The sequence below is a fragment of the Sphingopyxis sp. YF1 genome (genome assembly GCF_022701295.1).
GTDB lineage: Bacteria > Pseudomonadota > Alphaproteobacteria > Sphingomonadales > Sphingomonadaceae > Sphingopyxis.
Genome location: NZ_CP033204.1, coordinates 3,388,770 through 3,412,830 on the forward strand (window position 1 = coordinate 3,388,770; position 24,061 = coordinate 3,412,830).

The window sequence follows — 24,061 nt, forward strand, 5'->3', positions numbered from 1 at the left end:
TGGGCTGAATGCGTCATGTCGCGATCGTCGGGTCGGGTCCGGCCGGCTATTACACTGCTGAATCCCTTCAGAAGGCCGAGGATATTGCGATCGACGTCATCGACCGCCTGCCCGTCCCCTACGGCCTGATTCGCACGGGCGTCGCGCCCGATCACCAGTCGATCAAGGCGGTGTCGCGCCGCTATGAGGGCGTCGCGCTCACCGACAATGTCCGCTTCGTCGGCCATGTCTCGGTCGGCACCGACATCACCATCGACGAGCTCACCCGGCTCTACGACGCGGTGGTGCTCGCGACGGGAGCACCCAACGACCGACCGCTCGACATCCCCGGCGCCGACCTGCCGGGGGTGATCGGCAGCGCCGCCTTCGTCGGCTGGTACAACGGCCATCCCGATTTTGCCGCGCTCGATCCGCAGCTGAACGCGGCGGGAGTCGCGGTGATCGGCAACGGCAATGTCGCGCTCGACGTCGCGCGCATCCTCGCCAAGACCCCGGCCGAATTCGCGGGCAGCGACATCGTCGTGCACGCGCGCCAGGCGCTGGCTGCGAGCGCGGTGCGCGAGATCCACATCCTCGGTCGCCGCGGCCCGCACCAGATCGCGATGACCCCCAAGGAGCTCGGCGAACTGGGCCATCTCGAACGCGCCAGCCCGCGCGTCGACCCCGCCGACCTGCCGCCCGAGGGCGACGATGCGCTGCTTGAGCCCGGGATGCGCAAGTCGGTGACGCATTTGCGCGCCTTCGCCGCCAACCCCGTCGCAAAACCGGTGACGATCGAGTTCGACTTCTTTGCCATGCCCGTCGCGATCGAGGGCGACGGCAAGGTCCAGCGCGTGATCGTCGAGCGCACGACGCTCGACGCCGACCTGCGCAGCCACGGCACCGGCGAGACCTATGCGATCGAGGCAGGGCTGGTGGTGAGCTGCATCGGCTATCAGACCCCGCCGATCCCGGGCGTGCCGTACGAACATGGCCGCGGCCGCTTTGCGAGCGACGAGGGGAGGATCCTGCCCGGCCTCTATTGCGTCGGCTGGGCGCGGCGCGGGCCGTCGGGAACCATCGGCACCAACAAGCCCGACGGCGCACGCATCGCCGAAATGCTGCTCGAGGATATCGGACGTGGCGGCGACAAGGCCGGGCGCGCCGGACTCGACGCGCTGCTCGCAAGCCGGACCATCGCGCCGGTCACCTTCCGCGACTGGCGCAAGATCGAGGCCGCCGAGGTAGCCGCCGCGCTCGACGGCAACCCGCGCGAGAAATTCACCAGCGTCGAGGCGATGCTCGCCGCGATCGGGCGGTGACGGCGCGCGCGGCGCTGCGCTGGCTGCTCGTGCTCGCTTATAGCTATGCGGGCTGGCGCCACCTCGCGACGCCCGCGCCCTTCCTCGCGATCACCCCGCCGTGGGTGCCCTTCCCCTCCGAAGTGGTCGCCGCCACAGGCGTCGCCGAGCTGGCAGGCGCCATCGGGCTCATGATCCCGCGGCTGCGCAAGGCGGCAGGACTGAGCCTCGCGCTTTACGCACTCTGCGTCTGGCCCGCGAACTTCCACCACGCGCTCGCCAATGTCGCGATCGGCGGCGAAACGCTGAGCTGGTGGTACCATGGCCCGCGACTGGCGCTGCAGCCGCTGATCATCTGGTGGGCTTTGTGGGCGGGCGGCGCGGTGGATTGGCCGTTCGAGAGGAAGGCTCCGTCGTGAATCCGCCTGGGCGGAGCCCGCCGGACTCGAAGAGGGCGCGTAGCGCCAACGGCCGTTCTTTCTTTCCGCCGTTGACGGAAGAAATACGGTGCTTCGACAGGCTCGGCACGAACGGCTGAGAGGATTTGCCCTATTTCGCCACCGGCGTTTCGATCGGCGGCTGGCCCTTCTGGCTTGCGGCATAGGCCTCGACCGCCTTGAGCACGCGCAGCATGTTGCCGCTCGATATCTTTTCAAGCTCGGCCTGCGTGTAGCCGCGCCGCGCGAGTTCGGCGAACAGGCGCGGATAGCCGGTGACATCCTCCAGCCCGACGGGGGTCGCGTCCATCCCGTCATAATCGCCGCCGATGCCGATATGATCGACGCCGATCGTCCTTTTCAGATGGTCGATATGGTCCGCCGCGATACCGATCGGCGTCTGCGGCGCAGGGTTGGCGGCGTCCCAGGCCTTGAGCGCCGCGGCCGCACCGTCGGGATTGCCGAGGTAGAGCGCGTCGAGCCGCGCCCTCTCCGCTGTACGCGACAGGCCGTGTGCGCGCAGCTTGGGGTCGAGGAAAGCGGCATAGAGCACGACCATCACGACGCCGCCGTTCGCCTTGACCGCCGGCAGCACCGAATCGGGCACGTTGCGCGGATGGTCGTTGACCGCGCGCACGCCCGAATGGCTGAACATCACCGGGGCCTTCGTCACTTCAAGCGCGTCCTTCATCGTCGCCTCGCTGACGTGGCTCAAATCGACGATCATGCCGAGGCGGTTCATCTCGCGAACGACCTGCTTGCCGAAATCGGTGAGCCCGTCGTGCTGCGGCGCGTCGGTTGCGCTGTCGGCCCAGGGCGTGGTCTTGCCGTGCGTCAGCGTCATGTAGCGCACGCCCATGCCATAAAGCTGGCGCAGCACCGCGAGCGAGGATCCGATCGACTGACCGCCCTCGGCCCCGAGCATGCCCGCGACCTTGCCCGCCTTCATCTGGCTCTCGAGTTCGGCCGAGGTCGATGCAAAACCGAGGTCGTTCGGGTAGCGCGCGATCAGCCGCTTCGCGACGTCGACCTGTTCGATCGTCTGCTGCACCGCCTGCTGTTCGTTGCTGTTCGACGGCACATAAACCGACCAGAATTGCGCCCCCACATGCCCCTTGCGCAGCCGCTGGATGTCGGTGTGCATCACGCTGTCGTCGGGCTTGGGTTTGGTGGTGTCGTTGAAGTCGAAATCGTTGATGACATTGCCGACGCTGCCGCGCAGTTCCCAGGGCACATCATTGTGCCCGTCGAAGATGGGCGCTTTTTTCAAGGCCGCCTCGGCGATCGCCTCGGGCGTCTTCTGCGCCAGAGCGGGGGTGGAGACGAGGGCGAAGGCGGCGAGGCCGGCGAGCAGGTGCGACTTTGTCATGGCGCGTGACCCTAATGCGTTGATCAGACGGTGCAAGCCCGAGACGAACTGTTCGACCGAAAGACCGCACCCGATGGTTTCGCACGAAGATACGAAGAGGTCGAAAGCGACATCTTCGCGCCTTTGCATCTTCGTGCAAACCCGGAAATGGCAGCTTCGCTGCGCGCGAACTTCGCTTGACGTTTACGTCAACCCCGCGCAGCATCGCACGCATGACAGCTTTCGACGACTGGCGCGCGCGTTCGCCCTATTATGACGAAACCCACGAGGCGCTTGCACAGAGCATCCGCCGCTTCGTCGAGCGCGAGATTGCGCCCCACATCGACCGCTGGGAGGCCGAGGGCGAACTGCCGCGCGAGCTGCACAAAAAGGCCGCCGAAGCGGGCATACTCGGGCTGCGCTATCCCGAGCAATATGGCGGACACAGCGAGGGTTTCGACAATTTCCACGGGCTCGTGCTGACCGAGGAACTCGCCGCGGTCGGCGCAGGCGGGCTCGGCGCGTCGCTGATGACGCACGGCATCGGGCTGCCGCCGATCCTCGCTTTGGGGTCGGACGAACTCAAGCAGCGCGTCGCGCCGCCGGTGCTCGCGGGCGAGAAGATCATCGCGCTCGGCATCACCGAAGCGGGCGGCGGCAGCGACGTCGCCAACCTCAAGACCACGGCGGTGCGCGACGGCGACAGCTACATCGTCAACGGCGGCAAGATGTTCATCACGTCGGGCATGCGCTCCGACTGGCTGACCTGCGCGGTGCGCACCGGCGGGCCGGGCGCGGCAGGCATTTCGCTGCTGCTCATCGAGATGGACGCACCCGGGGTCGAGCGCACGCGGCTCGACAAGATGGGCTGGCGGTGCAGCGACACCGCCGCGATCCATTTCAGCGATGTGCGCATCCCTGCGACGAACCTGATCGGGCCCGAAAATGGTGGCTTCATCGGCATCATGCGCAATTTCAATTCGGAGCGGCTGGGCATGGCGATGGGCTGCTGCGCCTATGCGCGCGTCGCGCTCGCCGAGGCGGCTGAATGGGCACAGCAGCGCGAGACCTTCGGCAAGCCGCTCGTCGGCCACCAATCGATCCGCATCAAGCTCGCCGACATGGAGCGCCAGATCGAGGCGACGCAAGCGTGGGTCGACCTCGCCGCCTGGCAGGTCAAGAGCGGCAAGGACCGCCCCGCCGATTTCGCGATGCTCAAGGTGCAGGCGACACGCATGCTCGAGAGCGTCGCGCGCGAGGCGGCGCAGGTGCTGGGCGGCGCCTCCTATATCACCGGCAGCAAGGTCGAGCGCATCTACCGCGAGGTCCGCGTCAACGCGATCGGCGGCGGCAGCGAGGAAATCATGCTCGACCTCGCGGGGCGGCAATTGTTCGGGGGCAAGCGCTAGCCTGCGAGGGTGCCGCGCGGAAGGCAGCTTTGGGGTGGGGAGCGGACGTTCCCGCCTGACTTCGTCATCCCGGGCTTGATCCGGGATCCATAGCAGCGTCGAAGTTATGGGCCCCGGATCAAGTCCGGGGTGATGATGAAAGACAAGCCCGTAGCCGGTCGAAGCGACCCCGCTCCTCCCTGTCGCGCAGCGATGGGGAGGTGGCAGTGCGAAGCGCTGACGGAGGGGCCGACGCCGTCAGGCGTCGTGTGGTCTTTCGGCCCCTCCACCACTCGCTGCGCGAGCGGTCCCCTCCCCATGGCCTGCGGCCACAGGGAGGATTGTTATGTCCGCAAACACCCGAAACCGGACGGCAGTCATTCGGTCACGCCACCTCAATCGGGCGACCCCGCCTTCGCCTTCTCCGCCAGCGCGCGCGATTCGGCTTTCAGCGGGCGCGAGACCGGGCAGACTTCCTGCACATATCCGTTGAGTACATTGGTCAGCGCATCGGGGATCAGGCGGTAGAAGACGAACTGGCCGCGCTTTTCGCTCGCGATCAGCCCGGCGTTTTCGAGCACCGACAGATGCTGCGACACCGCGGGCTTGCTCATCTCGAAACGCGCGGCGATGTCGCCCGCGCTCAATTCGGCATGCGCGAGATAGGCGAGAATTCGACGCCGCGGCGTCGACGCCAATGCCTGAAAAACCCGTTCCATCGTCCCGAAATGGGCATTTCGCCCGGCCTTGACAAGCAATAATTTATTTAAGTAATTACTTATATTCTTTGCGAGCGAGGAGTCGGGCGATGCGGAGCGGTGACGATCCCCATGCGGTGAATTTCCTGATCGATACGCCGGCCCCCGGCTATTGCCCCGATCCGGTCGCTGGCACCGTCCGCGCCGACATCCCGAGCATCGCCTGGAACGGCGGCATGGCGCTGGTCGCGATGGTCGCCGGTCCCTTCTTTGTCACCCCGGGGACAATCGCGCTCTTCTTCCTCACCACCGGCGCCGCGCTGCTGCTCGGGCACAGCGTCGGCTATCACCGGATGATGATCCACGGCAGCTTCGCCACACGGCGCTGGCTGGCGCGGACGCTGATCTGGTTCGGCGCCTTCGTCGGCATGGCGGGGCCCTATGGCATCGTCCGCGCGCACGACACCCGCGACTGGGCGCAAAGGCAGGCCGATTGCCACCCCTTCCTGCGCCACGGCACAAATATCGTCCGCGACGCCTGGTGGCAGATCTATTGCCGGCTCGACCTCAAGCGCCCGCCACGCTTCGATTTTGCGGAACTCGACCGCGACCCCTTCATCGGCTGGCTCGAAAGGAGCTGGCGCTGGCAGCAATTGCCCGTCGCTTTGCTCTTCTTCGCGATCGGCGGCTGGGGCTGGGTGATGTGGGGCGTCGCGGCGCGCGTCGCGGTCGCCAATCACGGCCATTGGCTCGTCGGCCATCTCGCGCACAATCGCGGGCCGCAGCACTGGACGGTCGATGCGCATGGCGTGCAGGCCTATGACGTGCCTTGGGCGGCGATCCCGACGATGGGCGAGGCGTGGCATAACAATCATCACGCCTATCCGGGGTCGGCGCGCATCGGGCTGCACCCGGGGCAGAGCGACTGGGGCTATGCGCTGATCCGGCTCGGCGAACGGTTCGGGCTGCTGTGGGACGTGCAGACCCCCGAAACGCTGGGCGAGCGTCCCGGTCTGTCCGTGCTCCCTCGACACGGACATGGCTTCGCGCCACACTCGCCGCATGGACACTCTCAATCACAGCTGGCCCGCTGAGGCCGACACCATCCTTCCCGACCTCGTTGACCTGCGCCGCGCGATCCACCGCGAGCCCGAACTGGGGCTGCAGAACCCCAAGACGCTCGCGAAGATAAAAGACGCGCTCGCCGGCCTCCCGCTCGAATTTCGCGAGGGGCCGTCGACGACGGGACTCGTCGCGACGCTGCGCGGCCCCGCAAACGGGCGCACGGTGCTGCTGCGCGGCGACATGGACGCGCTGCCGCTGGTCGAGGACACGGGGCTCGACTTCACCTCCGAGACAAACGGCGCGATGCACGCCTGCGGGCATGACACGCATGTCGCAATGCTCGTCGGTGCGGCGAAGCTGCTGTGTGCGGCACGCGACCGCCTGCCGGGAACCGTGATGTTCATGTTCCAGCCGGGCGAGGAGGGTCATCATGGCGCGCGCTTCATGCTCGACGACGGGCTGATCGACCCGCTGCCCGACGCGGCCTTTGCGCTCCACATCATGCCCAATGCGCCGCACGGCGTGTTCGCGGGCAAGCCCGGGCCGCTGCTCGCCTCGTCCGATGTCCTGTCGATCACCGTCAAGGGCGCCGGCGGCCATGCTTCGATGCCGCACGACGCGATCGATCCGATCCCCGTCGCCTGTTCGATCGTCACCGCGATCCAGACGATGGTGACGCGCCGCATATCGGTGTTCGACCCCGCGGTGATCACGATCGCCAGGATCGCAGCAGGCACGACGAACAACATCATCCCCGAGAGCGCCGAGATGCTGGGCACGATCCGTACGCTGTCGCCGCACCGCCGCGCGATGGTCGCCGCAGAACTCAAGCGCCTCGCCCCCGCGATCGCCGAGGCCCATGGCTGCACCGCCGAGGTGCATATCGAGGAAGGATTCCCCGTCACCGTCTGCGACAGCCGCGCCGCCGCCTTCGGCCAGCGCGTCGTCGAGGAGACCTTTGGCGAGGCCGCCTGGCTGACGATGGACAACCCGGTGATGGGCGCTGAGGATTTCGCCTATATCCTCGAAAAGGTGCCGGGTGCGATGTTCTGGCTCGGCGCGAGCCACGAAGGGAGCGACTGGCGAAGCTGCTGCGGCCTCCATTCGAACCGCATGGTCCTCGATGAAAAGGTCATGGCACGCGGCGCGGCGCTGCACGCGGCGCTGGCGGAGCGGTTTCTGAACGAGGGATTCAGCGCATGATCAACATCCTCAGCGCCATCATCTCGGGCCTGCTCATCGGGGCGCTCGCGCGTTTCTTCTATCCCGGCGCGGTCGATATGGGGTGGCTTGCAACGATCCTGCTCGGCATCGGCGGGTCGCTGCTGGCGGGGCTCGTCACCTCGCGCGGGCAGCGCGAATTTCATGGTGCGGGCTGCTTCGCGTCGGTCGTCGGCGCGATCGTGCTGATCTTCGTCGGGCGACTGCTGTTCGGTTGATGCCCATCGTGAAAATTTGACGCCGATCAAGGCGCGAACGCGCGAATCGTCACAAGCAGGCACCGTCCGTGACGGCCCCGGCGTGGGGCCCCGATCGACGGTGCCATCGCGCCCGCGATCGACGGGTCGACACGGCTGGCGCGCCGCGGACGGGCGGTTCGCGGCGCGCCCTTTCCCGCCTCAGGGCACCAGCACCGTATCGACCGCCTGCGGCAGCATCGCCGGATAGTCGAGCGTATAGTGCAGCCCGCGGCTTTCCTTGCGGTGGAGCGCGCTCTTCACGATCAGTTCGGCGCATTGCAGCAGGTTGCGCAGTTCGATCAGGTCGGTCGTGACGCGGAAATGGCCGTAATAGTCCTCGACTTCGTGGGTCATCATGTTGATGCGGTGCTGCGCACGTTCCAGCCTTTTGGTGGTGCGCACGATGCCGACATAGTTCCACATGAAGCGGCGGATTTCGGTCCAGTTCTGCTTGATGATCACCTCTTCGTCGGAGTCGGTGACGCGGCTTTCGTCCCACGCACGGATCGGCGGCGGCGCTTCGAGCGCGTCCCAGCGCGCGACGATGTCCCTGGCCGCGGCCTCGCCGAAGACGAAGCATTCGAGCAGCGAGTTCGACGCGAGGCGATTGGCGCCATGCAGCCCGCTCTCGGTGCATTCACCCGCGGCGTAGAGCCCGGGGAGGTCGGTGCGGCCGTCGAGGTCGATCAGGATGCCGCCGCAGGTATAATGCTGCGCGGGCACCACCGGGATCGGCTGCTTCGTCATGTCGATGCCGAGCGTCAGCAGCTTGTCATAGATGTTGGGAAAATGCCCGGCGACGAAATCGGGGTCGAGATGGCTGATGTCGAGATGGACATAGTCGAGCCCGTAGCGCTTGATCTGGTCGTCGTTGGCACGCGCGACGATATCGCGCGGCGCGAGTTCGGCGCGCTCGTCATAATCGGGCATATAGCGATGCCCGGTCTCGGGATGCCTGAGCAGGCCGCCCTCGCCGCGCACCGCCTCGGTGATCAGGAAATTCTTGACCTCGAGATTGTAGAGGCAGGTCGGGTGGAACTGCATCATTTCCATGTTCGAGACGCGCGCGCCCGCACGCCAGGCCATCGCGATACCGTCGCCGGTCGCGCCCCGCGGCGCGGTCGAGAACTGGTACACGCGCCCCGCGCCGCCGCTGGCGAGGATCGTCGCGCGGCCGACATGCGCGCGCACCTTGCCGCTCTTCTCGTCGAGCGCATAGACGCCCCAGACGCGACCCGAGCCCGAATAGCGCTCCTCGTGCCGCCCGGTGATCAGATCGACGCACGCCTGCCCCGGCAGCAAAGTGATGTTCGGATGCGCCTCGGCGGTCTTCAATAGCGCCGCCTGCACCGCCCAGCCGGTCGCGTCGTCGACATGGACGATGCGGCGGTGCGAATGCCCGCCCTCGCGGGTGAGGTGGAGCGCGTCGCTGTCCTTGTTGAAAGGCACGCCCATCTCGACGAGGCGTTCGATCGCATGCGGGGCGTTTTCGACGACGAACTCGACCGTCTCGCGCCGGTTGAGCCCGGCGCCCGCGACCATCGTGTCCTCGATATGGTTCTCGAACGTGTCGCCCGCGTCGAGCACCGCGGCGATCCCGCCCTGCGCCCAGGCGGTCGACCCGCCGGTGAGCTCGCCCTTGGCGAGCACGAGCACCCGGCAATGATCGGCGAGCGCGATCGCGGCGGTGAGCCCGGCGGCGCCCGAGCCGACGATGATGACGTCGTGTTCGCTATGCTGCGAGGCCATAAGCGTCCCTCTCAACCGTTCGTCCTGAGCTTGTCGAAGGACCGTATTTCTTTGGCGCTAAAGGAAGGACGGCGCTTCGACAAGCTCAGCGCGAGCGGAATAGCAATGGCATGGCAAACCTCCCGCCCGCGGGAGGGGAGAAGGGCAAGCGCCCTCACCCATTCGCCGCGCGCGTCAGGTTGAGGAAGACGTCCTCGAGATCGGCCTCGCGGGTCGAGACGTCGACGATGCCATGCCCCATCGCATTGACCGCGGCGAGCACCTCGCCTGCATTGGTGCGGTCCTTGTTGTAGTGGATCGCGAGGCCGCGGGTCCCTTCATGCTCGACCTTGTCGAAGGCGGGATGCGTCGGCAGCTCGGTCACGTCGGCATCCAAAGTCACGACGACGATCTTCTCGCGCGCCATGTCGACCAGCTCGCGCGTCGGCTTGTTCGCGATCAGCTTGCCATGGTTGATGATCGCGATCCGGTCGCACAGTTCCTCGGCCTCCTCCAGATAGTGCGTCGTGAGCACCACCGTGACGCCGCGATCGTTCAGCGACTGCACATATTCCCAGAGCTGTTGGCGAAGCTCGATGTCGACCCCCGCGGTCGGTTCGTCGAGCACGATGATCGGCGGCGAATGCACCATCGCCTTGGCGACGAGCAGGCGGCGCTTCATGCCCCCCGACAGCGTGCGCGCATAGGCGTCGCGCTTGTCGCTGAGGTGGACGGCGGCGAGCAGCTCGTCCGAAATGCGCCGCCCCTTGGGCACACCATAAAGGCCGGCCTGATTCTCGAGCGTCTCGAACGGCGTGAAAAAGGGGTCGAAGACGATTTCCTGCGGCACGATGCCGATCGAATATTTGGCGTTGCGGGGATCGGCGTCGATATCGAAACCCCAGATGCTCGCATGTCCGCTCGTCTTGTTGACCAAACCCGCGAGGATGTTGATCAGCGTCGACTTGCCCGCGCCGTTCGGCCCCAGCAGCCCGAAGATTGCCCCTCGCGGCACGTCGAAGCTGACATTGTCGAGCGCCTGCTTGCCGCCGGCATAGAGTTTCGAGACGGCGTCGATGCGGATGGCGGCTTCACTCATGGCCGCTTCCATAGCCGCGCGCCCGGGCATGCGAAAGCCCGTGTTCGGGCAAGGAATATTTTACCATCGCGGGTAAGCATATTTTGTCACATCGCGCCTAAGAGGGGCGGCGTGAGGACCAGACACACAAATCGCCCGCTGCCCGCGCAGTGGAGCCTGACCGCTATCGCGCTCATTTTTGCGCCGTTCGCCGCATCGTCGGCGCACGCGCAGGCCGGCGCGCAGGGCGACGCCGAAGCCATCGTGCTGCGGCCGCTCTCCTTCTTCAAGGTTAACGATCTCGATTTCGGCGACATCGTCGCGTCGGCGTCGGCGGGCACCGTGACGCTCGCCCCCGACGGGTCGCGCAGCCGCACCGGGGGCGTGACGCTGGCCGGATCGGGCGGCGAACCCGCGCGTTTCGCGGGGCTGGGCAGTTTCAACCGCCAGGTCAATATCGCGCTGGGTGCGAACAGCATCTGGATCACCGGTCCGGGGCAGCCGATGCGCGTGCGCAATTTCGAGATCGGCAGCACCCCGACCGCGATCCTGTCGACCACGCCGACGCGCTTCCGCATCACCTCGCCGCTCGGCAATTATAATTTCCCGGTCGGCGCGACGCTCGAGGTCGGCGCCAACCAGGCACCGGGCGACTATGCGGGCAGTTTCACCATCACCCTCAACTATCTCTGACCGCCGCATGTGGGGGGACGGCACCGGAAGACCACTGGCGCGTTTCGGGGGAAACGCGCTTGCCGGTGCCGTCATGGCGGCGCTGTGGACGGCGCCGACGGCGGCGCAGGAGACGCAGGGCCGGGCGAGCGCGCTGGTGCTCCGCCCGATGTCGCTGATCGGCGTCGAGCCGCTCGACTTCGGATCGGTGATTCCGTCGGCGACCACCGGCTTTGTCACCGTCGCCCCGTCGGGCGCGGTGACGAGTTCGGGCGGAGTCGTCGCGGCTTCGGGCGACGCGCGGCCGGCGCGGTTCGCGGGTCAAGGCAGCGCCGACCGCGTCGTCATCAGGACCGGGTCGAACCAGATATTCCTGACCGGCCCGGGCACCCCGATGCGCGTCGACGATTTCGAGATCGGCGCGCTCACCGGCCTGTCGCCGATCGGCAACGGCAATAATTACCGCATCACCGCCACCGACGGCGTGATCGGTTTTGCCGTCGGCGCGCGCCTGCGCGTCAACGCCAACCAGACCGAAGGCGACTATAGCGGCAGCTTTTCGGTGACCTTCAACTATCAATAGCCCGCGCAGACCCGATTGCGGCGTTGTCCCCCACTTGCTATGGGCGCGCTCGATGACCCAGAACGTCCCCGAAACGATCCGCACGCCCAAGACCCGCATCGCCTGCGACGGCACCGGCGACGGGCTCGCCAACGCCGCGCTCGGCCATCCGCGCGTGTGGCTCGAGATCGATCCCGACGACGGCTTTGCCGACTGCGGCTATTGCGACCGGCGCTTTGTCCTGATCGGCGGGATCGCCGACAAGGGCTGAACGCCGGCGGCGTCGCCGAACAAGGTCGATTGCCGGCAAGAACCAGCCCGCCCGCTCCCGCGCGCCCAGGGTAAACAGCGGCTTTACCAACCCCGCGCATCGTCGATTCATGTCCGACCGGCATAGCCGGTGCCGGACAGGAGCAGGATCGTGGGGATTCGAGGGACCAGAACCGACCGGGGCGCACCGCGCGCCCTGACTGCCGCCGCGGCGTTCGCCGCGCTGTGCGCACCCGCGCACGCCGCCGATCACCAGGGCACGGCGACCGCGACCGTCGTTCGCCCGAACACGCTGGTGAAGACCGACGATCTCGATTTCGGGACGCTGATCAGCGGCACGAGCGGCGGCACGGTGACGATCAACGCCGCGACCGGTGCACGCACGGCCGCAGGCGGGGTCACCACCGTGGGGGGCGGCGAACAGCGCGCGATCTTCCAGGGCACCGGCGGGATCATCCTGATCACCGTCACCGGCAGCAACAGCGTCAGCCTGATGCGTGCGGGCGGCGGCGCGGCGCCGCTGACCGCAAGCCTGACACGCGCCGCGACGACAAGCGGCGGCGGCATCGCGCTGCTCGGCACCTCGGCGACGCTGCTGCCGAGCGGCGTGCAGACCTATTATATCGGCGGAACGCTGACCGTCCCCGCAAACCAGCCCGAGGGCGACTACAGCGGCAGCTTCACGCTGACGGTGAATTACCTGTAGCACTGGCTCTGCGATAACCCCTGCTTGCAGCACGGTCATGCAGGAGGCGCAGATGGTGCGGGACCGCGGCCGCACATGACGGGATGACGCCGCGCAGCGACCCCTTGATCCGCGCCTCGTCGGCCCCCTCCCCATCGCTGCGCGACGAGGAGATCGGGAGAAAAGACCATCGTCCCCGCAAAGGGCGTTCCGGAGTCACGCGTCCTGGAACGCGGCCGCTGGCGACCCGATCCGCCAGCGCGGCGCGAACCGGATGCGGCCCCGGCGTTCGCGGGAGCGACGCTCAACCGATGCCCGCTCCCCGCCCCCACACCGTCCTTCGCCTCGAAGCCCCCTGCCCAAAATTTAAGCACAGCCGTGATGTCGCTGCCCAAGATTCGGATCGAAACGGTCGTGATCGCCACCCTTTTCTTCAGAAAATGTCGCTGAACGCCGCGTCCGCGTAATTTGGCACGGCTGTTGCACCGCAGCATTTTGCAACAAGCAAAAGGGGGCGTCATGAAGCTGATCCTGGCTATCATCAAACCGTTCAAGCTCGACGAGGTGCGCGAAGCCCTCACCGGGCTGGGCATCGCCGGAATGACCGTCACCGAAGTCAAGGGCTTCGGCCGGCAAAAGGGGCAGACCGAAATCTACCGCGGCGCCGAATATGCGACCAACATGGTGCCAAAGGTGAAGATCGAGCTCGTCTGCGACGACGCGCTCGCGCCGCGGGTCGTCGAAACACTGCAGCAAAGCGCCGGGACCGGGTCGATCGGCGACGGCAAGATTTTCGTCCTCGACGTCGGTCAGGCCGTGCGCATCCGCACCGGCGAGACCGGCGAGGCGGCTCTCTGAAAAGAATGAAGGGGGAAGCAATGAACTTCGCACATAAATCTGCGGCGACCGCCGGGGCCGGGGGCCTCGCACTGTTCGCCGCGCTGCCCGTCTGGGCGCAGGAGGCGGCCGCCGCGGCAGCGCCTGCCGCAACCGTCGACAAGGGCGACACCGCCTGGATGATGACCGCGACCGTGCTGGTCATGGCGATGATCGTCCCGGGGCTCGCGCTCTTCTACGGCGGGCTCGTCCGCACCAAGAATATGGCGTCGGTGCTGACCCAGATCATCGCCGTCGCCGCGCTCGCGATGATCCTGTGGGTGATGTACGGCTATGGCCTCGCCTTCGGCGGCGACGCGAGCCAGTTCGTCTCGTCGGGCAAATATTTCCTCGCCGGGGTCAACGCCGATTCGGCGGTCGCGACCTTTACCGACGGCGTCGAAATCCCCGAATTCGTGTTCATCGCCTTTCAGATGACCTTCTCGGCGATTACCGTCGCGCTCGTCCTCGGCGGGCTGGTCGAGCGCATGAAATTCTCGGCGGTGATGGTCTTCGCGATCGTCTGGCTGACCATCGTCTATTATCCGATCGCGCACATGGTCTGGTATCTCGGCGGCGACGATGCGTCGACCGGCCTGATCTTCGGCTGGGGCGCACTCGACTTCGCGGGCGGGACCGTCGTCCACATCAACGCGGGCATCGCGGCGCTCGTCGGCGGCTTCATCATCGGCAAGCGCACCGGATACCAGAAGGATATCATGGCGCCGCACTCGCTGACCATGACGCTGATCGGCACCGGCCTCCTCTGGGTGGGCTGGTTCGGCTTCAACGCCGGTTCGGCGCTCGAAGCCAATGGTTCGGCCGGCCTCGCGCTGATCAACACCTTCACCGCCACCGCCGCCGGCGTGCTCTTCTGGATGCTCACCGAACGCGCACTCGGCCACAAGGGGTCGCTGCTCGGCGCCTGTTCGGGTGCGATCGCCGGACTGGTTGCGGTCACCCCGGCTGCGGGCAATTCGGGTCCGTTCGGCGCGATCCTGCTGGGTGCGATCGCCGGCATCGTCTGCTGCTGGTTCGTAATGAAGCTCAAGCCGCGCCTCGGCTTCGACGACTCGCTCGACGTGTTCGGCATCCACGGCATCGGCGGCCTGATCGGTTCGGTGCTGACCGCGGTCACGATGCTTCCGGCGCTCGGCGGTCCGGCAGGCGACGACTATGTCCTCGGCTCGCAGCTCTGGATCCAGGTCAAGTCGGTCGGTGTCGCCGTCCTCTGGTCGGCGGTCGGTTCCGCCATCGCCTTCACTGTCGCCAAGGCGGTCACCGGCGGGCGCGTCTCCGAAGAGGTGGAGCGCGAAGGCCTCGACCTCGGCGAGCATGGCGAGCGCGCCTACAATTATTGACACGAGACAGGACACCCGCCGCCGCTCTCTCCTCAAAAAAAGGCGGCGGGGTCCGACCAGGTTCCTCCTGCGAACCACTGGCCGGGGCTTGTCCCCGGCCTCTTTTTTGGATTGTGGCCGGGTTGCCGCAGCTCGCGGCCACCCTCTTATGCTGCGGCAGGACGGCATCGCAGCGCCGCCATTCGATCAGGAGCGATCGCGCGGATGGCGCAAAACCGCGCCGGGCGCGGTAGCGGCCCGGCGCGCCGAAACCGCCTTCGCAGGCGCACAATAAATAGGCACGGTTGCTGCAAATTTAGGCCTTCCCACAATGGCATTAATGTGGCATTCAACCATCAAGAGTTTCAGGAGGGGAGAGCCTGAAAGGCTGGGCCGGGACGCAAGTCCCGGCCCTCTTTTTTTGTGCGCAGCATGAAGGCCGCGCCGAAGCCGCATTTTTCAGCGCGTATTGCGGCGATGGCGCAGCAGCCGCGTCGCGCGGCACCAAACATGCACGCGGCCAGCACGCGATTCGCGTCGCTCCGGGCCGACCGGCGCCGCAATCGCGAACAGCGGCGCCAGCCAGGCGGCGATCACCTCGCCGCTTCGGACTGCGAGAACATGAAGGCATTGCCGTCGGGGTCGTAGAAGGTGAGCAGTTTGACCAGCCCTGGAATATGCTGGATGTCGCCGTCCTGCCGCACCCCTTCGGCATCGAGATGCGCCTTGGCCGCGGCGATATCCGCGACCTCGAACACATTGGTCGCGCCGCCGCCCTGCACGACATCCTCGACCTCGCTGAGCCCGATATTCACCCCCGCCATCGGCGTCTTCATCTCGCACCAGCCGATCTCGTCGGCGCGGTAGAGCAGTTCGCACTGCATCACGCGCGCGTACCAGGCGATCGACGCGGTCATGTCGCTGACCCCCATCGAACAGGTAAGTTCGGATCCGATCTTCAGCGCCATAAAATGCTCCCTCTGCGGTCGCGCGAACGATGCCGCGCGCGATTCCCGTTGCACCGATAGTCCGGTTTGTATAGTTACTAGCAAATGCCGTCAAGCATCCCCGATCCCCTTCTCGCGCAGCTGACCAGCCACCGCTGGCTGGTCCCGCTGCTCGCCGATCTTGCGGGGCATGGCGGGGCGCGCTTCGTCGAGCTGCTGAACCGGCTCGCGCTGTCGCGTGACAGCCTCGCGCGCACGCTCGACGCCGCGGCGGTGCAGGGGTGGGTGCAGCGCAATCCGGGGCACGGCCATCCGCTGCGCCCCGAATATATCCTGACCGAGGCGGGGACGGCGGCGGCGGCGCGCGCCGCCACGGTCGCCGCGGCGCAGGCCGCGATCGGCCTTGCCCCCGGCGCCGCGACGCGCTGGGGCCTGCCGCTCGTCGCCGGGATCGGCGCGGGGCACGACCGGTTCAACGCGCTGTCGCGGCTGCTGGCGCCCGCGACCCCGCGTGCGCTGTCGCAGGGGCTGGCGGCGCTCGGCGGGCATGGGCTGGTCGTGCGCGAAGTGATCGACGGGCGGCCGCCGGCGAGCCGCTACGACCTCACCGGACGCGGGCGGATGCTGGCGGAGGCCTGCCGGGCATGAGGGCGCTCTCGCGCAAGGGCGGGCGGCCTATTGCAGCGCGGCCTTCACGAAATCGGCGGCGCGTTCGCCGATCATGATGCTCGGCGCGTTGGTGTTGCCGCTGACCAGCCGCGGCATGATGCTCGCGTCGGCGACCCACAGCCCGTCGATGCCATTGGCCTTCAGCGTCGGGTCGACCACCGCGTCGGCGTCGCTGCCCATGCGACACGTGCCCACGGGGTGATAGACGGTGTCGGCGCGGCTGCGGATCAGCGCGTCGAGCGCGGCATCGTCGTCGATGGCCACCGGATGCCGGTCGACCCCGGCATAGTCCGACAGCGGCGGCGCGGCGACGATGCGGTGCATCATCCGCACCCCGGCGCGCAGCGTCGCGATGTCGCGGTCGTCGGTCAGGAAACCCGGATCGATCGCGGGCGCGGCGGCGGCATCGGCGGCGGCAAGCCGCACCGTGCCGCGGCTTTCGGGACGCAGCACACAGGCGTGGACCGAAAAACCGTGCCCCTTCACCTTGGTGCGGCCGTGATCCTCGAGCATCGCGGGGACGAAATGATACTGGATGTCGGGCGCGGGCAGGTCGGGGTGCGTTTTCCAGAATCCCCCCGCCTCGGCGAAGCAGGTGGTCATGATCCCTGTGCGCCGGCGGCGGTGTTCGAGGATCGCCTTCACCATCCGCCAGGTGCCGCCGAGGCTGTTGCCGAAGGCGTCGGTCGAGCGCGTCTCCCAGCTCGACACATAGTCGATATGGTCCTGCAGATTGTCGCCGACCCCGGCGCGGTCGAGCGCCACGTCGATGCCATGCTCGCGAAGATGCGCGCCCGGGCCGATCCCCGACAGCATCAGGATTTGCGGGCTGTTGAACGCCCCCGCCGACAGGATCACCCCGCCCCGCGCGCGCAGCGTTTCGCGCCGGCCGCCGCGCCGGATCACGACCCCGGCCGCGCGACCCTCCTCGACCAGGATTTTCTCGACCAGCGCGCCGGTGCGAATGTCGAAATTGGCGCGACCGCGCAGCGGCTCGACATAGGCGCGCGCCGCCGACCAGCGCTCGCCGGCCTTCTGCGTCACCTGATAGAGGCCGAAGCCTTCGTTGCTGGGGCGGTTGAAGTCGGGCGTCTGCGGCAGTTGCAGCGCCGCCGCGCTTTCGACGAAACGCCGGCTCGTCACATTGGGCCAGCGCTGGTCCATCACGTTGAGCGGACCGTCGGCGCCATGATAGTCGTCGCCGCCGCGCTCGTTCCCCTCGCTGCGCTTGAAGAAGGGCAGCACATCGGCATAGCTCCAGCCCGTCGCCCCCAGCGCCGCCCACTGGTCGTAGTCGAAGGCCACCCCGCGGATATAGACCATCGCGTTGATCGCGCTCGACCCGCCCAGCCCCCGCCCGCGCGGCTGGTAGCCGGTGCGCCCGTTCAGCCCCTTTTGCGGCACCGTCTCGTACCGATAATTGGACGCATCGGGGATAAAGGGCATGAAGCCCGGCGTCTTGACGCGGACGGTGTCGTTGGTCCCGCCCGCCTCGATCAGGCACACGCTGCGCGACCCGTCCGCGGCGAGCCGTCCTGCCGCCGCGCTCCCCGCGCTGCCGCCGCCGATGACGATGATGTCGAACTGATCCATGACGCGCTGCTCTCCCTCGCCACCCGATCGGTGGTCATTCGGGACTTACATGAATGTCATTAGAAGGCGAAGCAAGAGGCCAGATGCGGCAGTCGTCAGATGCAATCGCCCCGAGCGCAGCCCGCCAGCAGGAGCAGCGAAGGCGCAGCACTCAGCAGCAGCAACACACCGCCTGCAGCAATCAGCCAGCGGTTTCCAGATCGCCAACCCATAGCGGCGCTCATCGGGAAGACGATGACGGACAGCAGCGCTGCCAGCGCGAATGACGCACCCGCCGACCCGATGAAGATCGCCGAGCCGCCATAGTGAAGATCATTGGCACTCGCGATCACGGCGAGAAAGATCGGGACCGCACCGGCGACGAGAGCCAGCACATCCCAATATCGCCAGCGCGCGGCACTCACTTCGCCGTCTCTTCGCCCGGCCGCCCCGCCGCCCAGCGTTCCTTGATCATCGCGCTGGTCGCGCGGCTGCCGTCGTGGCTCCAGCCGGGTTCGCGCCACATGTACGAAAGCTTGTGCTTCCACGGCGCGTGCCAGACGTCCTTCGCGATGCCGACCCATTCGTGCACCGCGGCCCAGAGGATGTTGAAGCTGCCGAGCTGCTTGACGATGCCGTAGCGCACCGGCTCGTCGTCGCGCTCGGGAACGAAGCTGCCGAACATCTTGTCCCAGATGATGAAGACGCCGGCATAATTGGCGTCGAGGTAACGCGGGTTTACGCCATGGTGGACGCGGTGGTGCGACGGGGTGTTCATCACCGCCTCGAACCATTTGGGCATCCGCCCGATCGCCTCGGTATGGATCCAGAACTGGTAGATCAGGTTGAGCCCCGCGCAGAAAAAGACCATCGCGGGCGGGAAGCCGATCAGGAACAAAGGCAAACGGAAGAGGAAGGTCAGGCTGAAAAAGCCGGTCCAGGTCTGCCGCAGCGCGGTCGACAGATTATAATGCTGCGAGCTGTGGTGGATGACGTGGCTCGCCCAGAACCAGCGTATGCGGTGCGCGCTGCGGTGGAAGGCATAATAGGCGAGATCGTCGAGGAAGAAGCAGAGGATCCACGCCCACCACCACGTCTTGAATTCGATCCCGATGTCGAACAGGTGGAACTGATACACCCACACCGACATGGCGACGACCGCCGCGCCGACGAGAGCGCCCGCGACCTGGCTGCCCGTCCCGAGCACCAGCGAGGTCAGCGTATCGCGCGCTTCATAACGGCTCCTGTCGCGGCGCAGCGCGACCAGCATCTCGGCGATCAGCAACAGCAGAAAGGCGGGCACCGCATAGACGACGGGATCGGGCAGGCTATCCACAGTTCAGATCCCGCATCCGGCTCGCCCACATCCCCGCTTCCTTCCCCAGTTGCAGCGTCACCGTCCCGAAGGTTCGCTCGGGGGTTTCGAGCGTCAGGAAATCCTTGTCGAGCCTCCCGATCACGCTCGCATCGACCGGCCGCGCCGCGAAATGATTGCCGTGCGCGCGGACGAGCATCATCCGCCCTTCGCGATTGCGCACGATCGCCGCGAAACCCGCCCGGTCGCGCGCGACATCGACGCCGCCGAACCCCGCTTCGGCCTCTTCGGCAAGCCGGATCGCATGATCGGCGTCGGCGATGCGCGGATCGGTGCCGAGCCCCATCGCCTTGACCAGCCAGACGACGACCAGCACCGCGGCTAGCGACGCCCCGGTCTGGACGAGAAACGCCGTTGTCACTTGTCGCCCGCGAGCGCGTCCATCATCGGCCGCAGCCCCGAAAGATCATAGCCCGCCTTCGCTGCCGCGTCGCAGATCGCATCGATGTCGTCGCCGGCGCGGGCCCGCGCCAGCGCCCACAAATGCGTCGAGCGCGTGCCCGACCGGCAATAGGCGAGCACCGGCCCCGTCGCGGCGACGAGCAATTTGTCGAGCGCATCGAGCTGCGGGTGGCTGAAACCCGCATGGCCGACGGGAATGGCGGCATAGGCCAGTCCCTCGGCCGCCGCGGCGTGCGCGATCGCGTCGCCTTGCGGCGCCGCGGGTTCCTCGCCGTCGGGGCGGTTGTTGACGATCAGCGCAAAGCCCTGCGCCTTCGCCGCGGCGACATCCTCGATCGAGATTTGCGGGGCGACGCTATAGTCGGCGGACAGGGGACGAAAATCGCTCATGCGGCCGGTCTAGTGCCGATGGACCGGTGCTGACAAGCGTGAAAGCCGCCGCCTGCGATCGTCGCGCTGGCGAGCGTTTGCGACGACGGCAGCTTTGGGGTGGGAAGCAGCCGACTGAGTGGCGAACCGGTTTCCCCTCCCGCGTGCGGGAGGGGCAGCGAGGCTTGCCGGCTAGCCGCAGCGGGGTGGGCCATCGCGACGCCGCTGCCCACCCCCGACCCCTCCCGCAAGCGGGAGGGGAGAAGAATGGCCGCTACCGGTCGTTTTCCGACATCGCAAAAGCCGCCCCGCCCATGGGCGACAGCGCTCGTCAGAACTGGCGGATCACATCGAGAAACGCGTCGCCCCACGCTTCGAGCTTCTTCGCGCCAACGCCGGGAATCCGTCCCATCGCGTGCAGATTGTCGGGCTTCTCGCTCGCCATCGCGCGGAGGACGGCGTCGTGGAACACCACATAGGGCGGCACCCCTGCCTCGGCCGCGAGTTCGCGCCGGACGCTGCGCAGCGCGTCGAACAGCGGGTCGCCGACCGGGTTGGCCGCGGCGCCCGCGCCACCGCGCCCGCCGCGCTGCAAGCGCCGCGCCGGCGGCTCGGCGATCAGCACCGGCGTCTCGCCCTTCATCACCGCGCGCCCGGCGGGGCCGAACATCAGCCCGCCATGCTCGGTCGTCTCGAGCGCCTCGCGCGCGACGAGGGTGCGAACGAGCGGCTTGATCAGCCGCGCCTCGTCGCCGCCGACGATGCCGAAGACCGACAATTTGTCGTGACCGCGGCTCGCGATGCGCTCGTCGCCCTTGCCCGTCAGCACCGCCTCGACATGCCCCGCGCCATAGCTTTGTCCGGTGCGATAGACCGCGCTGAGCAGTTTCTGCGCGAGCACCGTCGCATCGATCTGCGCCGGGGGTTCGAGACAATTGTCGCAATTGCCGCAGCGTGTCGGCGGGTCTTCTCCGAAATGGCGGAGCAGCAACGCGCGGCGGCATTCGACCGTTTCGACCAGCGCCGCCATCGCGTTCAACCGCGCGCGTTCGCCCGCGATACGCAGTTCGGGCAGTTCCGACAGCCGCATCCGCGCGCGCGCAAAATCGTCGGCGCCCCACAGCATCAGCGCCTCCGCAGGGTCACCGTCGCGCCCGCCGCGCCCCGTTTCCTGATAATAGGCCTCGATCGACTTGGGCAGGCCGGCGTGCGCGACGAAGCGCACGTCGGGTTTGTCGATCCCCATGCCGAACGCGACCGTCGCGGTGACGATCCCGTCTTCCGACGCGACGAAGTCGTGCTGGACGCGCGCGCGCAATTCGGGGTCAAGCCCGGCGTGATAGGCGGCGACGCGGCGCCCGGTGGTCGCCGCGATCTTCGCCGCCATGCGTTCGGTTCCGTCGCGCGTCGGGCAATAGACGATGCCGGGGCCGGGATTGGCGGCGATGAAATCGGTGAGCTGCTTCGCCGGCGACACGCGCGGGCGCACCGCATAGCGGATGTTCGGCCGGTCGAAACCCGCAAGGATCAGCCCGTCTTCGGGAATGCCGAGCTGGACGAGAATATCCTCGCGCGTGTGCTTGTCGGCAGTCGCGGTGAGCGCGAGCCGCGGCACATCGGGAAAGGCGTCGAGCAGCGGACGGAGCAGGCGATAGTCGGGGCGAAAGTCGTGCCCCCATTCCGAAACGCAATGCGCCTCATCGATCGCGAACAGCGCCGGGCGGCGCGCCTCCATCAGCGCGCGGAACCCCTCGCCCGTCGCGCGCTCGGGCGCGATATAGAGCAGGTCGAGGTCGCCGTCGCGATAACGCTGCCGCGTCTCGGCCCAGTCGGCATCGACGCTGGTCAGGCTGGCGGCGCGGATCCCCGCCGCGCGCGCACCGCGCAGCTGGTCGTGCATCAGCGCGATCAGCGGCGACACGACGACGACGCAGCCATCGAGCGCAACCGCGGGCAGCTGGTAGGTCAGCGACTTGCCCGCCCCCGTCGGCATCACCGCGAGCGTGCGTGCGCGCGCCATCACCCGCGCAACGACATCGGCCTGCTTCCCGCGAAAATGGTCGAAGCCGAAGGTCGATTTGAGCAGGGGAAGCAGCGCGTCGGCGGTCATGATGGGGGGCGCGATAGGGCGGATGCGATGTGAAACCAAGCCCTCCCCTTGAAGGGGAGGGGCTTTACGCCCGCGCGAGCATTGCCCGCTCGGCCATCCGCGCCGCGGTCACGCGTTCGGCCATCACGACATGATCGGCGCCGCGGCGCACGAGATCGTCGACCTCTTCGTCCGAATGCGCGCGCGCGACGATCACCAGCCTGGCGTTGATCGCGCGCGCCTTGCGCACGATCGCCCCCGCCTCGACCCCCTCGGGGATCGCGATCAGCAGGGTCGACGCATCCTCGATGCCCGCTTGGCGCAGGATGCTCTCCTTGGTCGCGTCGCCGACGATCACACGCGCGCCCGCCTTTTCCGCCGCCGCCGCCATGTCCTTCTGGTCTTCGATCACCGTCAGCCCTTCGCCGCGGCCGCAGACGAGCGTGCCGATATGGCTGCCGACGCGGCCGAAGCCGATCAGCACCACCCCCGCGTTGCACGGCGCGGGCGCGTCGGACGCGGGCGCGGCAGCTTCCGCTTCGGCCCCGGACGCATCCTCCGACCGGATGCGCTTGACCGCGAGGGTAAAGAAGATCGGGTTGAACAGGATCGACAGCAGCGAACCGGCAAGGATCAGGTCGCGCCCGGTTTCGGGCAGCACCTGGAGCCCGACCCCGAGCCCCGCGAGGATGAAGGAGAATTCGCCGATCTGCGCGAGGCTGACCGACACCGTCATCGCGGTCTGCGACCCGTGGCCGAAGGCGCGGACGATCCAGTAGGCGGCGACCGACTTGCCGACGACGATGATCGCCACCGTCGCGATCACCGGCCCCGGCTGCTCGACCAGCACCATCGGGTCGAAGAGCATGCCCACCGACACGAAGAACAGCACCGCAAAGGCATCGCGCAGCGGCAGCGTCTCCTCCGCCGCGCGGCGGCTGAGCTGGGTTTCGCCGAGGATCATGCCCGCGAAAAAGGCACCGAGCGCAAAGCTCACATCGAACACCACCGCCGCACCGAACGCGACCCCGAGCGCGATGGCGAGCACCGCGAGGCGGAACAGTTCGCGCGACCCGGTGTGCGCCACCCAGTGCAGCACCCACGGCAGCACGCGGCGCGCGATCACCGCCATGAAAGCGACGAAGGCGACGACCTTGAACAGCACGATCCCCGCCGACTGGAGCAGCCCCGCGCCCTGCCCCTCGTCACCGCGCGATCCGAACATCGCGGGCAAGAGGACGAGCGCGAGCACCATCGCCAGATCCTCGACGATCAGCCAGCCGACCGCGATGCGGCCCTTTTCGGTCTCGACCATGTCGCGCGCCTGGAGCGCGCGGAGCAGCACGACGGTCGAAGCGACCGACAGCGCGAGTCCGAACACCGCGCTGCCCGCGACCGACCAGCCGAGCCACAGGCCAAGCGCGATCCCGAGCCCGCTGGCGACCGCGATCTGTGCGATCGCGCCGGGTACGGCGATCTTGCGGACCGAAAGCAGGTCCTTGAGCGAAAAATGCAGCCCGACGCCGAACATCAGCAGGATCACGCCGATCTCGGCGAGCTGCATGGCGAGGCCCGTGTCGGCCACGAAACCCGGGGTAAACGGCCCCACGAGGATGCCCGCGAGCAGATAGCCCGCGATCGGCGAAATCTTCACCCGCTGTGCAAGCGCTCCCATCAGGAACGCGACCCCGAGGCCGGCGACCACGGTTCCGATCAATGTCGTGTCGTGCGGCATGAACCTTGCGTAGGGG

Annotated in this window: 25 protein-coding genes; 13 read left to right on the forward strand and 12 right to left on the reverse strand. The window is 67.5% G+C overall.

Going from position 1 to position 24,061, the window contains the following annotated elements; all coding sequences use genetic code 11:
- Positions 1–8 precede the first annotated feature (8 nt).
- Together EAO27_RS16430 and EAO27_RS16435 are read left to right on the forward strand one after the other, a co-directional pair.
- Positions 9–1,301, forward strand: a complete 1,293-nt coding sequence (locus EAO27_RS16430; RefSeq protein WP_242771773.1) for an FAD-dependent oxidoreductase — start codon at positions 9–11, stop codon at positions 1,299–1,301.
- Entirely contained in the window at positions 1,298–1,699 is a 402-nt protein-coding gene (locus EAO27_RS16435; RefSeq protein ID WP_242771776.1) for a DoxX family protein, read from the forward strand. The genes EAO27_RS16430 and EAO27_RS16435 overlap by 4 nt, the downstream gene beginning before the upstream one ends.
- A 130-nt stretch (positions 1,700–1,829) precedes the next feature.
- On the opposite strand, the gene EAO27_RS16440 is transcribed toward EAO27_RS16435, so the two are convergent.
- Positions 1,830–3,086, reverse strand: a complete 1,257-nt coding sequence (locus EAO27_RS16440; RefSeq protein ID WP_242771778.1) for a dipeptidase — start codon at positions 3,084–3,086, stop codon at positions 1,830–1,832.
- Between the two features lie 212 nt (positions 3,087–3,298).
- Between EAO27_RS16440 and EAO27_RS16445 the strand changes: the two genes are divergently transcribed.
- Entirely contained in the window at positions 3,299–4,474 is a 1,176-nt protein-coding gene (locus tag EAO27_RS16445; protein WP_242771780.1) for an acyl-CoA dehydrogenase family protein, read from the forward strand.
- 374 nt (positions 4,475–4,848) lie between these two features.
- On the opposite strand, the gene EAO27_RS16450 is transcribed toward EAO27_RS16445, so the two are convergent.
- Entirely contained in the window at positions 4,849–5,172 is a 324-nt protein-coding gene (locus EAO27_RS16450) for a metalloregulator ArsR/SmtB family transcription factor (RefSeq protein ID WP_242771782.1), read from the reverse strand.
- 89 nt (positions 5,173–5,261) lie between these two features.
- Between EAO27_RS16450 and EAO27_RS16455 the strand changes: the two genes are divergently transcribed.
- The 3 genes from EAO27_RS16455 to EAO27_RS16465 are packed head-to-tail and all read left to right on the forward strand — an operon-like array spanning position 5,262 to position 7,655.
- Complete coding sequence (locus tag EAO27_RS16455) at positions 5,262–6,245, forward strand: acyl-CoA desaturase (protein ID WP_242771784.1); 984 nt, start codon at positions 5,262–5,264, stop codon at positions 6,243–6,245.
- Positions 6,214–7,419: a M20 family metallopeptidase gene (locus EAO27_RS16460; protein ID WP_242771786.1), complete on the forward strand. Its 1,206-nt coding sequence runs from the start codon at positions 6,214–6,216 to the stop codon at positions 7,417–7,419. The genes EAO27_RS16455 and EAO27_RS16460 overlap by 32 nt, the downstream gene beginning before the upstream one ends.
- Positions 7,416–7,655: a GlsB/YeaQ/YmgE family stress response membrane protein gene (locus tag EAO27_RS16465; protein WP_242771788.1), complete on the forward strand. Its 240-nt coding sequence runs from the start codon at positions 7,416–7,418 to the stop codon at positions 7,653–7,655. Before EAO27_RS16460 ends, EAO27_RS16465 begins: the two co-directional genes overlap by 4 nt.
- A gap of 180 nt (positions 7,656–7,835) precedes the next feature.
- Here the strand turns inward: EAO27_RS16465 and nadB are convergent, their stop codons facing one another.
- Both nadB and EAO27_RS16475 read right to left on the reverse strand, forming a co-directional pair.
- Positions 7,836–9,425 carry an L-aspartate oxidase gene (nadB, locus tag EAO27_RS16470; protein ID WP_242771790.1) on the reverse strand — a complete coding sequence of 530 codons (1,590 nt, stop codon included), beginning with the start codon at positions 9,423–9,425 and terminating at the stop codon, positions 7,836–7,838.
- A gap of 154 nt (positions 9,426–9,579) precedes the next feature.
- The gene (locus EAO27_RS16475; protein ID WP_242771793.1) at positions 9,580–10,503 is read right to left on the reverse strand and encodes an ABC transporter ATP-binding protein; all 924 of its coding nucleotides are present in this window, start codon (positions 10,501–10,503) and stop codon (positions 9,580–9,582) included.
- Positions 10,504–10,614: 111 nt separating this feature from the next.
- Here EAO27_RS16475 and EAO27_RS16480 point away from each other — a divergent pair, with 111 nt between their 5' ends.
- From EAO27_RS16480 to EAO27_RS16505, 6 genes are all read left to right on the forward strand, one after another.
- Complete coding sequence (locus EAO27_RS16480; protein ID WP_242771796.1) at positions 10,615–11,175, forward strand: DUF4402 domain-containing protein; 561 nt, start codon at positions 10,615–10,617, stop codon at positions 11,173–11,175.
- 73 nt (positions 11,176–11,248) lie between these two features.
- Positions 11,249–11,737: a DUF4402 domain-containing protein gene (locus tag EAO27_RS16485; protein ID WP_242771798.1), complete on the forward strand. Its 489-nt coding sequence runs from the start codon at positions 11,249–11,251 to the stop codon at positions 11,735–11,737.
- Between the two features lie 52 nt (positions 11,738–11,789).
- On the forward strand, positions 11,790–11,987 hold the full coding sequence (locus tag EAO27_RS16490) for a zinc-finger domain-containing protein (RefSeq protein ID WP_242771800.1): 198 nt from the start codon (positions 11,790–11,792) through the stop codon (positions 11,985–11,987).
- 150 nt (positions 11,988–12,137) lie between these two features.
- A complete protein-coding gene (locus EAO27_RS16495; protein WP_242771802.1) occupies positions 12,138–12,692 on the forward strand; it encodes a DUF4402 domain-containing protein in 555 nt (184 codons plus the stop codon).
- 498 nt (positions 12,693–13,190) lie between these two features.
- Positions 13,191–13,529: a P-II family nitrogen regulator gene (locus EAO27_RS16500; protein ID WP_003043080.1), complete on the forward strand. Its 339-nt coding sequence runs from the start codon at positions 13,191–13,193 to the stop codon at positions 13,527–13,529.
- Between the two features lie 20 nt (positions 13,530–13,549).
- Positions 13,550–14,908, forward strand: a complete 1,359-nt coding sequence (locus EAO27_RS16505) for an ammonium transporter (protein ID WP_242771804.1) — start codon at positions 13,550–13,552, stop codon at positions 14,906–14,908.
- A 572-nt stretch (positions 14,909–15,480) separates the two neighbouring features.
- On the opposite strand, the gene EAO27_RS16510 is transcribed toward EAO27_RS16505, so the two are convergent.
- Positions 15,481–15,855, reverse strand: a complete 375-nt coding sequence (locus EAO27_RS16510; protein ID WP_242771806.1) for a VOC family protein — start codon at positions 15,853–15,855, stop codon at positions 15,481–15,483.
- Between the two features lie 84 nt (positions 15,856–15,939).
- On the opposite strand from EAO27_RS16510, the gene EAO27_RS16515 reads away from it, so the two are divergent.
- Entirely contained in the window at positions 15,940–16,482 is a 543-nt protein-coding gene (locus EAO27_RS16515) for a winged helix-turn-helix transcriptional regulator (RefSeq protein ID WP_242771808.1), read from the forward strand.
- Positions 16,483–16,509: 27 nt separating this feature from the next.
- Here EAO27_RS16515 and EAO27_RS16520 read toward each other — a convergent pair whose 3' ends face one another.
- The 7 genes from EAO27_RS16520 to ybaL all read right to left on the reverse strand — a co-directional run bounded on the left by EAO27_RS16520 (position 16,510) and on the right by ybaL (position 24,045).
- A complete protein-coding gene (locus EAO27_RS16520) occupies positions 16,510–18,096 on the reverse strand; it encodes a GMC family oxidoreductase N-terminal domain-containing protein (protein WP_242771810.1) in 1,587 nt (528 codons plus the stop codon).
- A gap of 95 nt (positions 18,097–18,191) precedes the next feature.
- Complete coding sequence (locus tag EAO27_RS16525) at positions 18,192–18,500, reverse strand: hypothetical protein (protein WP_242771812.1); 309 nt, start codon at positions 18,498–18,500, stop codon at positions 18,192–18,194.
- Positions 18,497–19,402, reverse strand: coding sequence for a sterol desaturase family protein (locus tag EAO27_RS16530; RefSeq protein ID WP_242780615.1), 906 nt, complete (start codon positions 19,400–19,402; stop codon positions 18,497–18,499). The genes EAO27_RS16525 and EAO27_RS16530 overlap by 4 nt, the downstream gene beginning before the upstream one ends.
- 1 nt (position 19,403) lies before the next feature.
- Complete coding sequence (locus EAO27_RS16535) at positions 19,404–19,811, reverse strand: hypothetical protein (protein WP_242771815.1); 408 nt, start codon at positions 19,809–19,811, stop codon at positions 19,404–19,406.
- Positions 19,808–20,242 (reverse strand): TIGR01244 family sulfur transferase, encoded by a 435-nt coding sequence (locus tag EAO27_RS16540; RefSeq protein ID WP_242771818.1) that lies wholly within the window; start codon positions 20,240–20,242, stop codon positions 19,808–19,810. The genes EAO27_RS16535 and EAO27_RS16540 overlap by 4 nt, the downstream gene beginning before the upstream one ends.
- A gap of 310 nt (positions 20,243–20,552) precedes the next feature.
- On the reverse strand, positions 20,553–22,331 hold the full coding sequence (gene recQ / locus EAO27_RS16545; RefSeq protein ID WP_242771821.1) for a DNA helicase RecQ: 1,779 nt from the start codon (positions 22,329–22,331) through the stop codon (positions 20,553–20,555).
- A gap of 64 nt (positions 22,332–22,395) precedes the next feature.
- Positions 22,396–24,045 carry a YbaL family putative K(+) efflux transporter gene (ybaL, locus tag EAO27_RS16550; RefSeq protein WP_242771824.1) on the reverse strand — a complete coding sequence of 550 codons (1,650 nt, stop codon included), beginning with the start codon at positions 24,043–24,045 and terminating at the stop codon, positions 22,396–22,398.
- Positions 24,046–24,061: the final 16 nt, after the last annotated feature.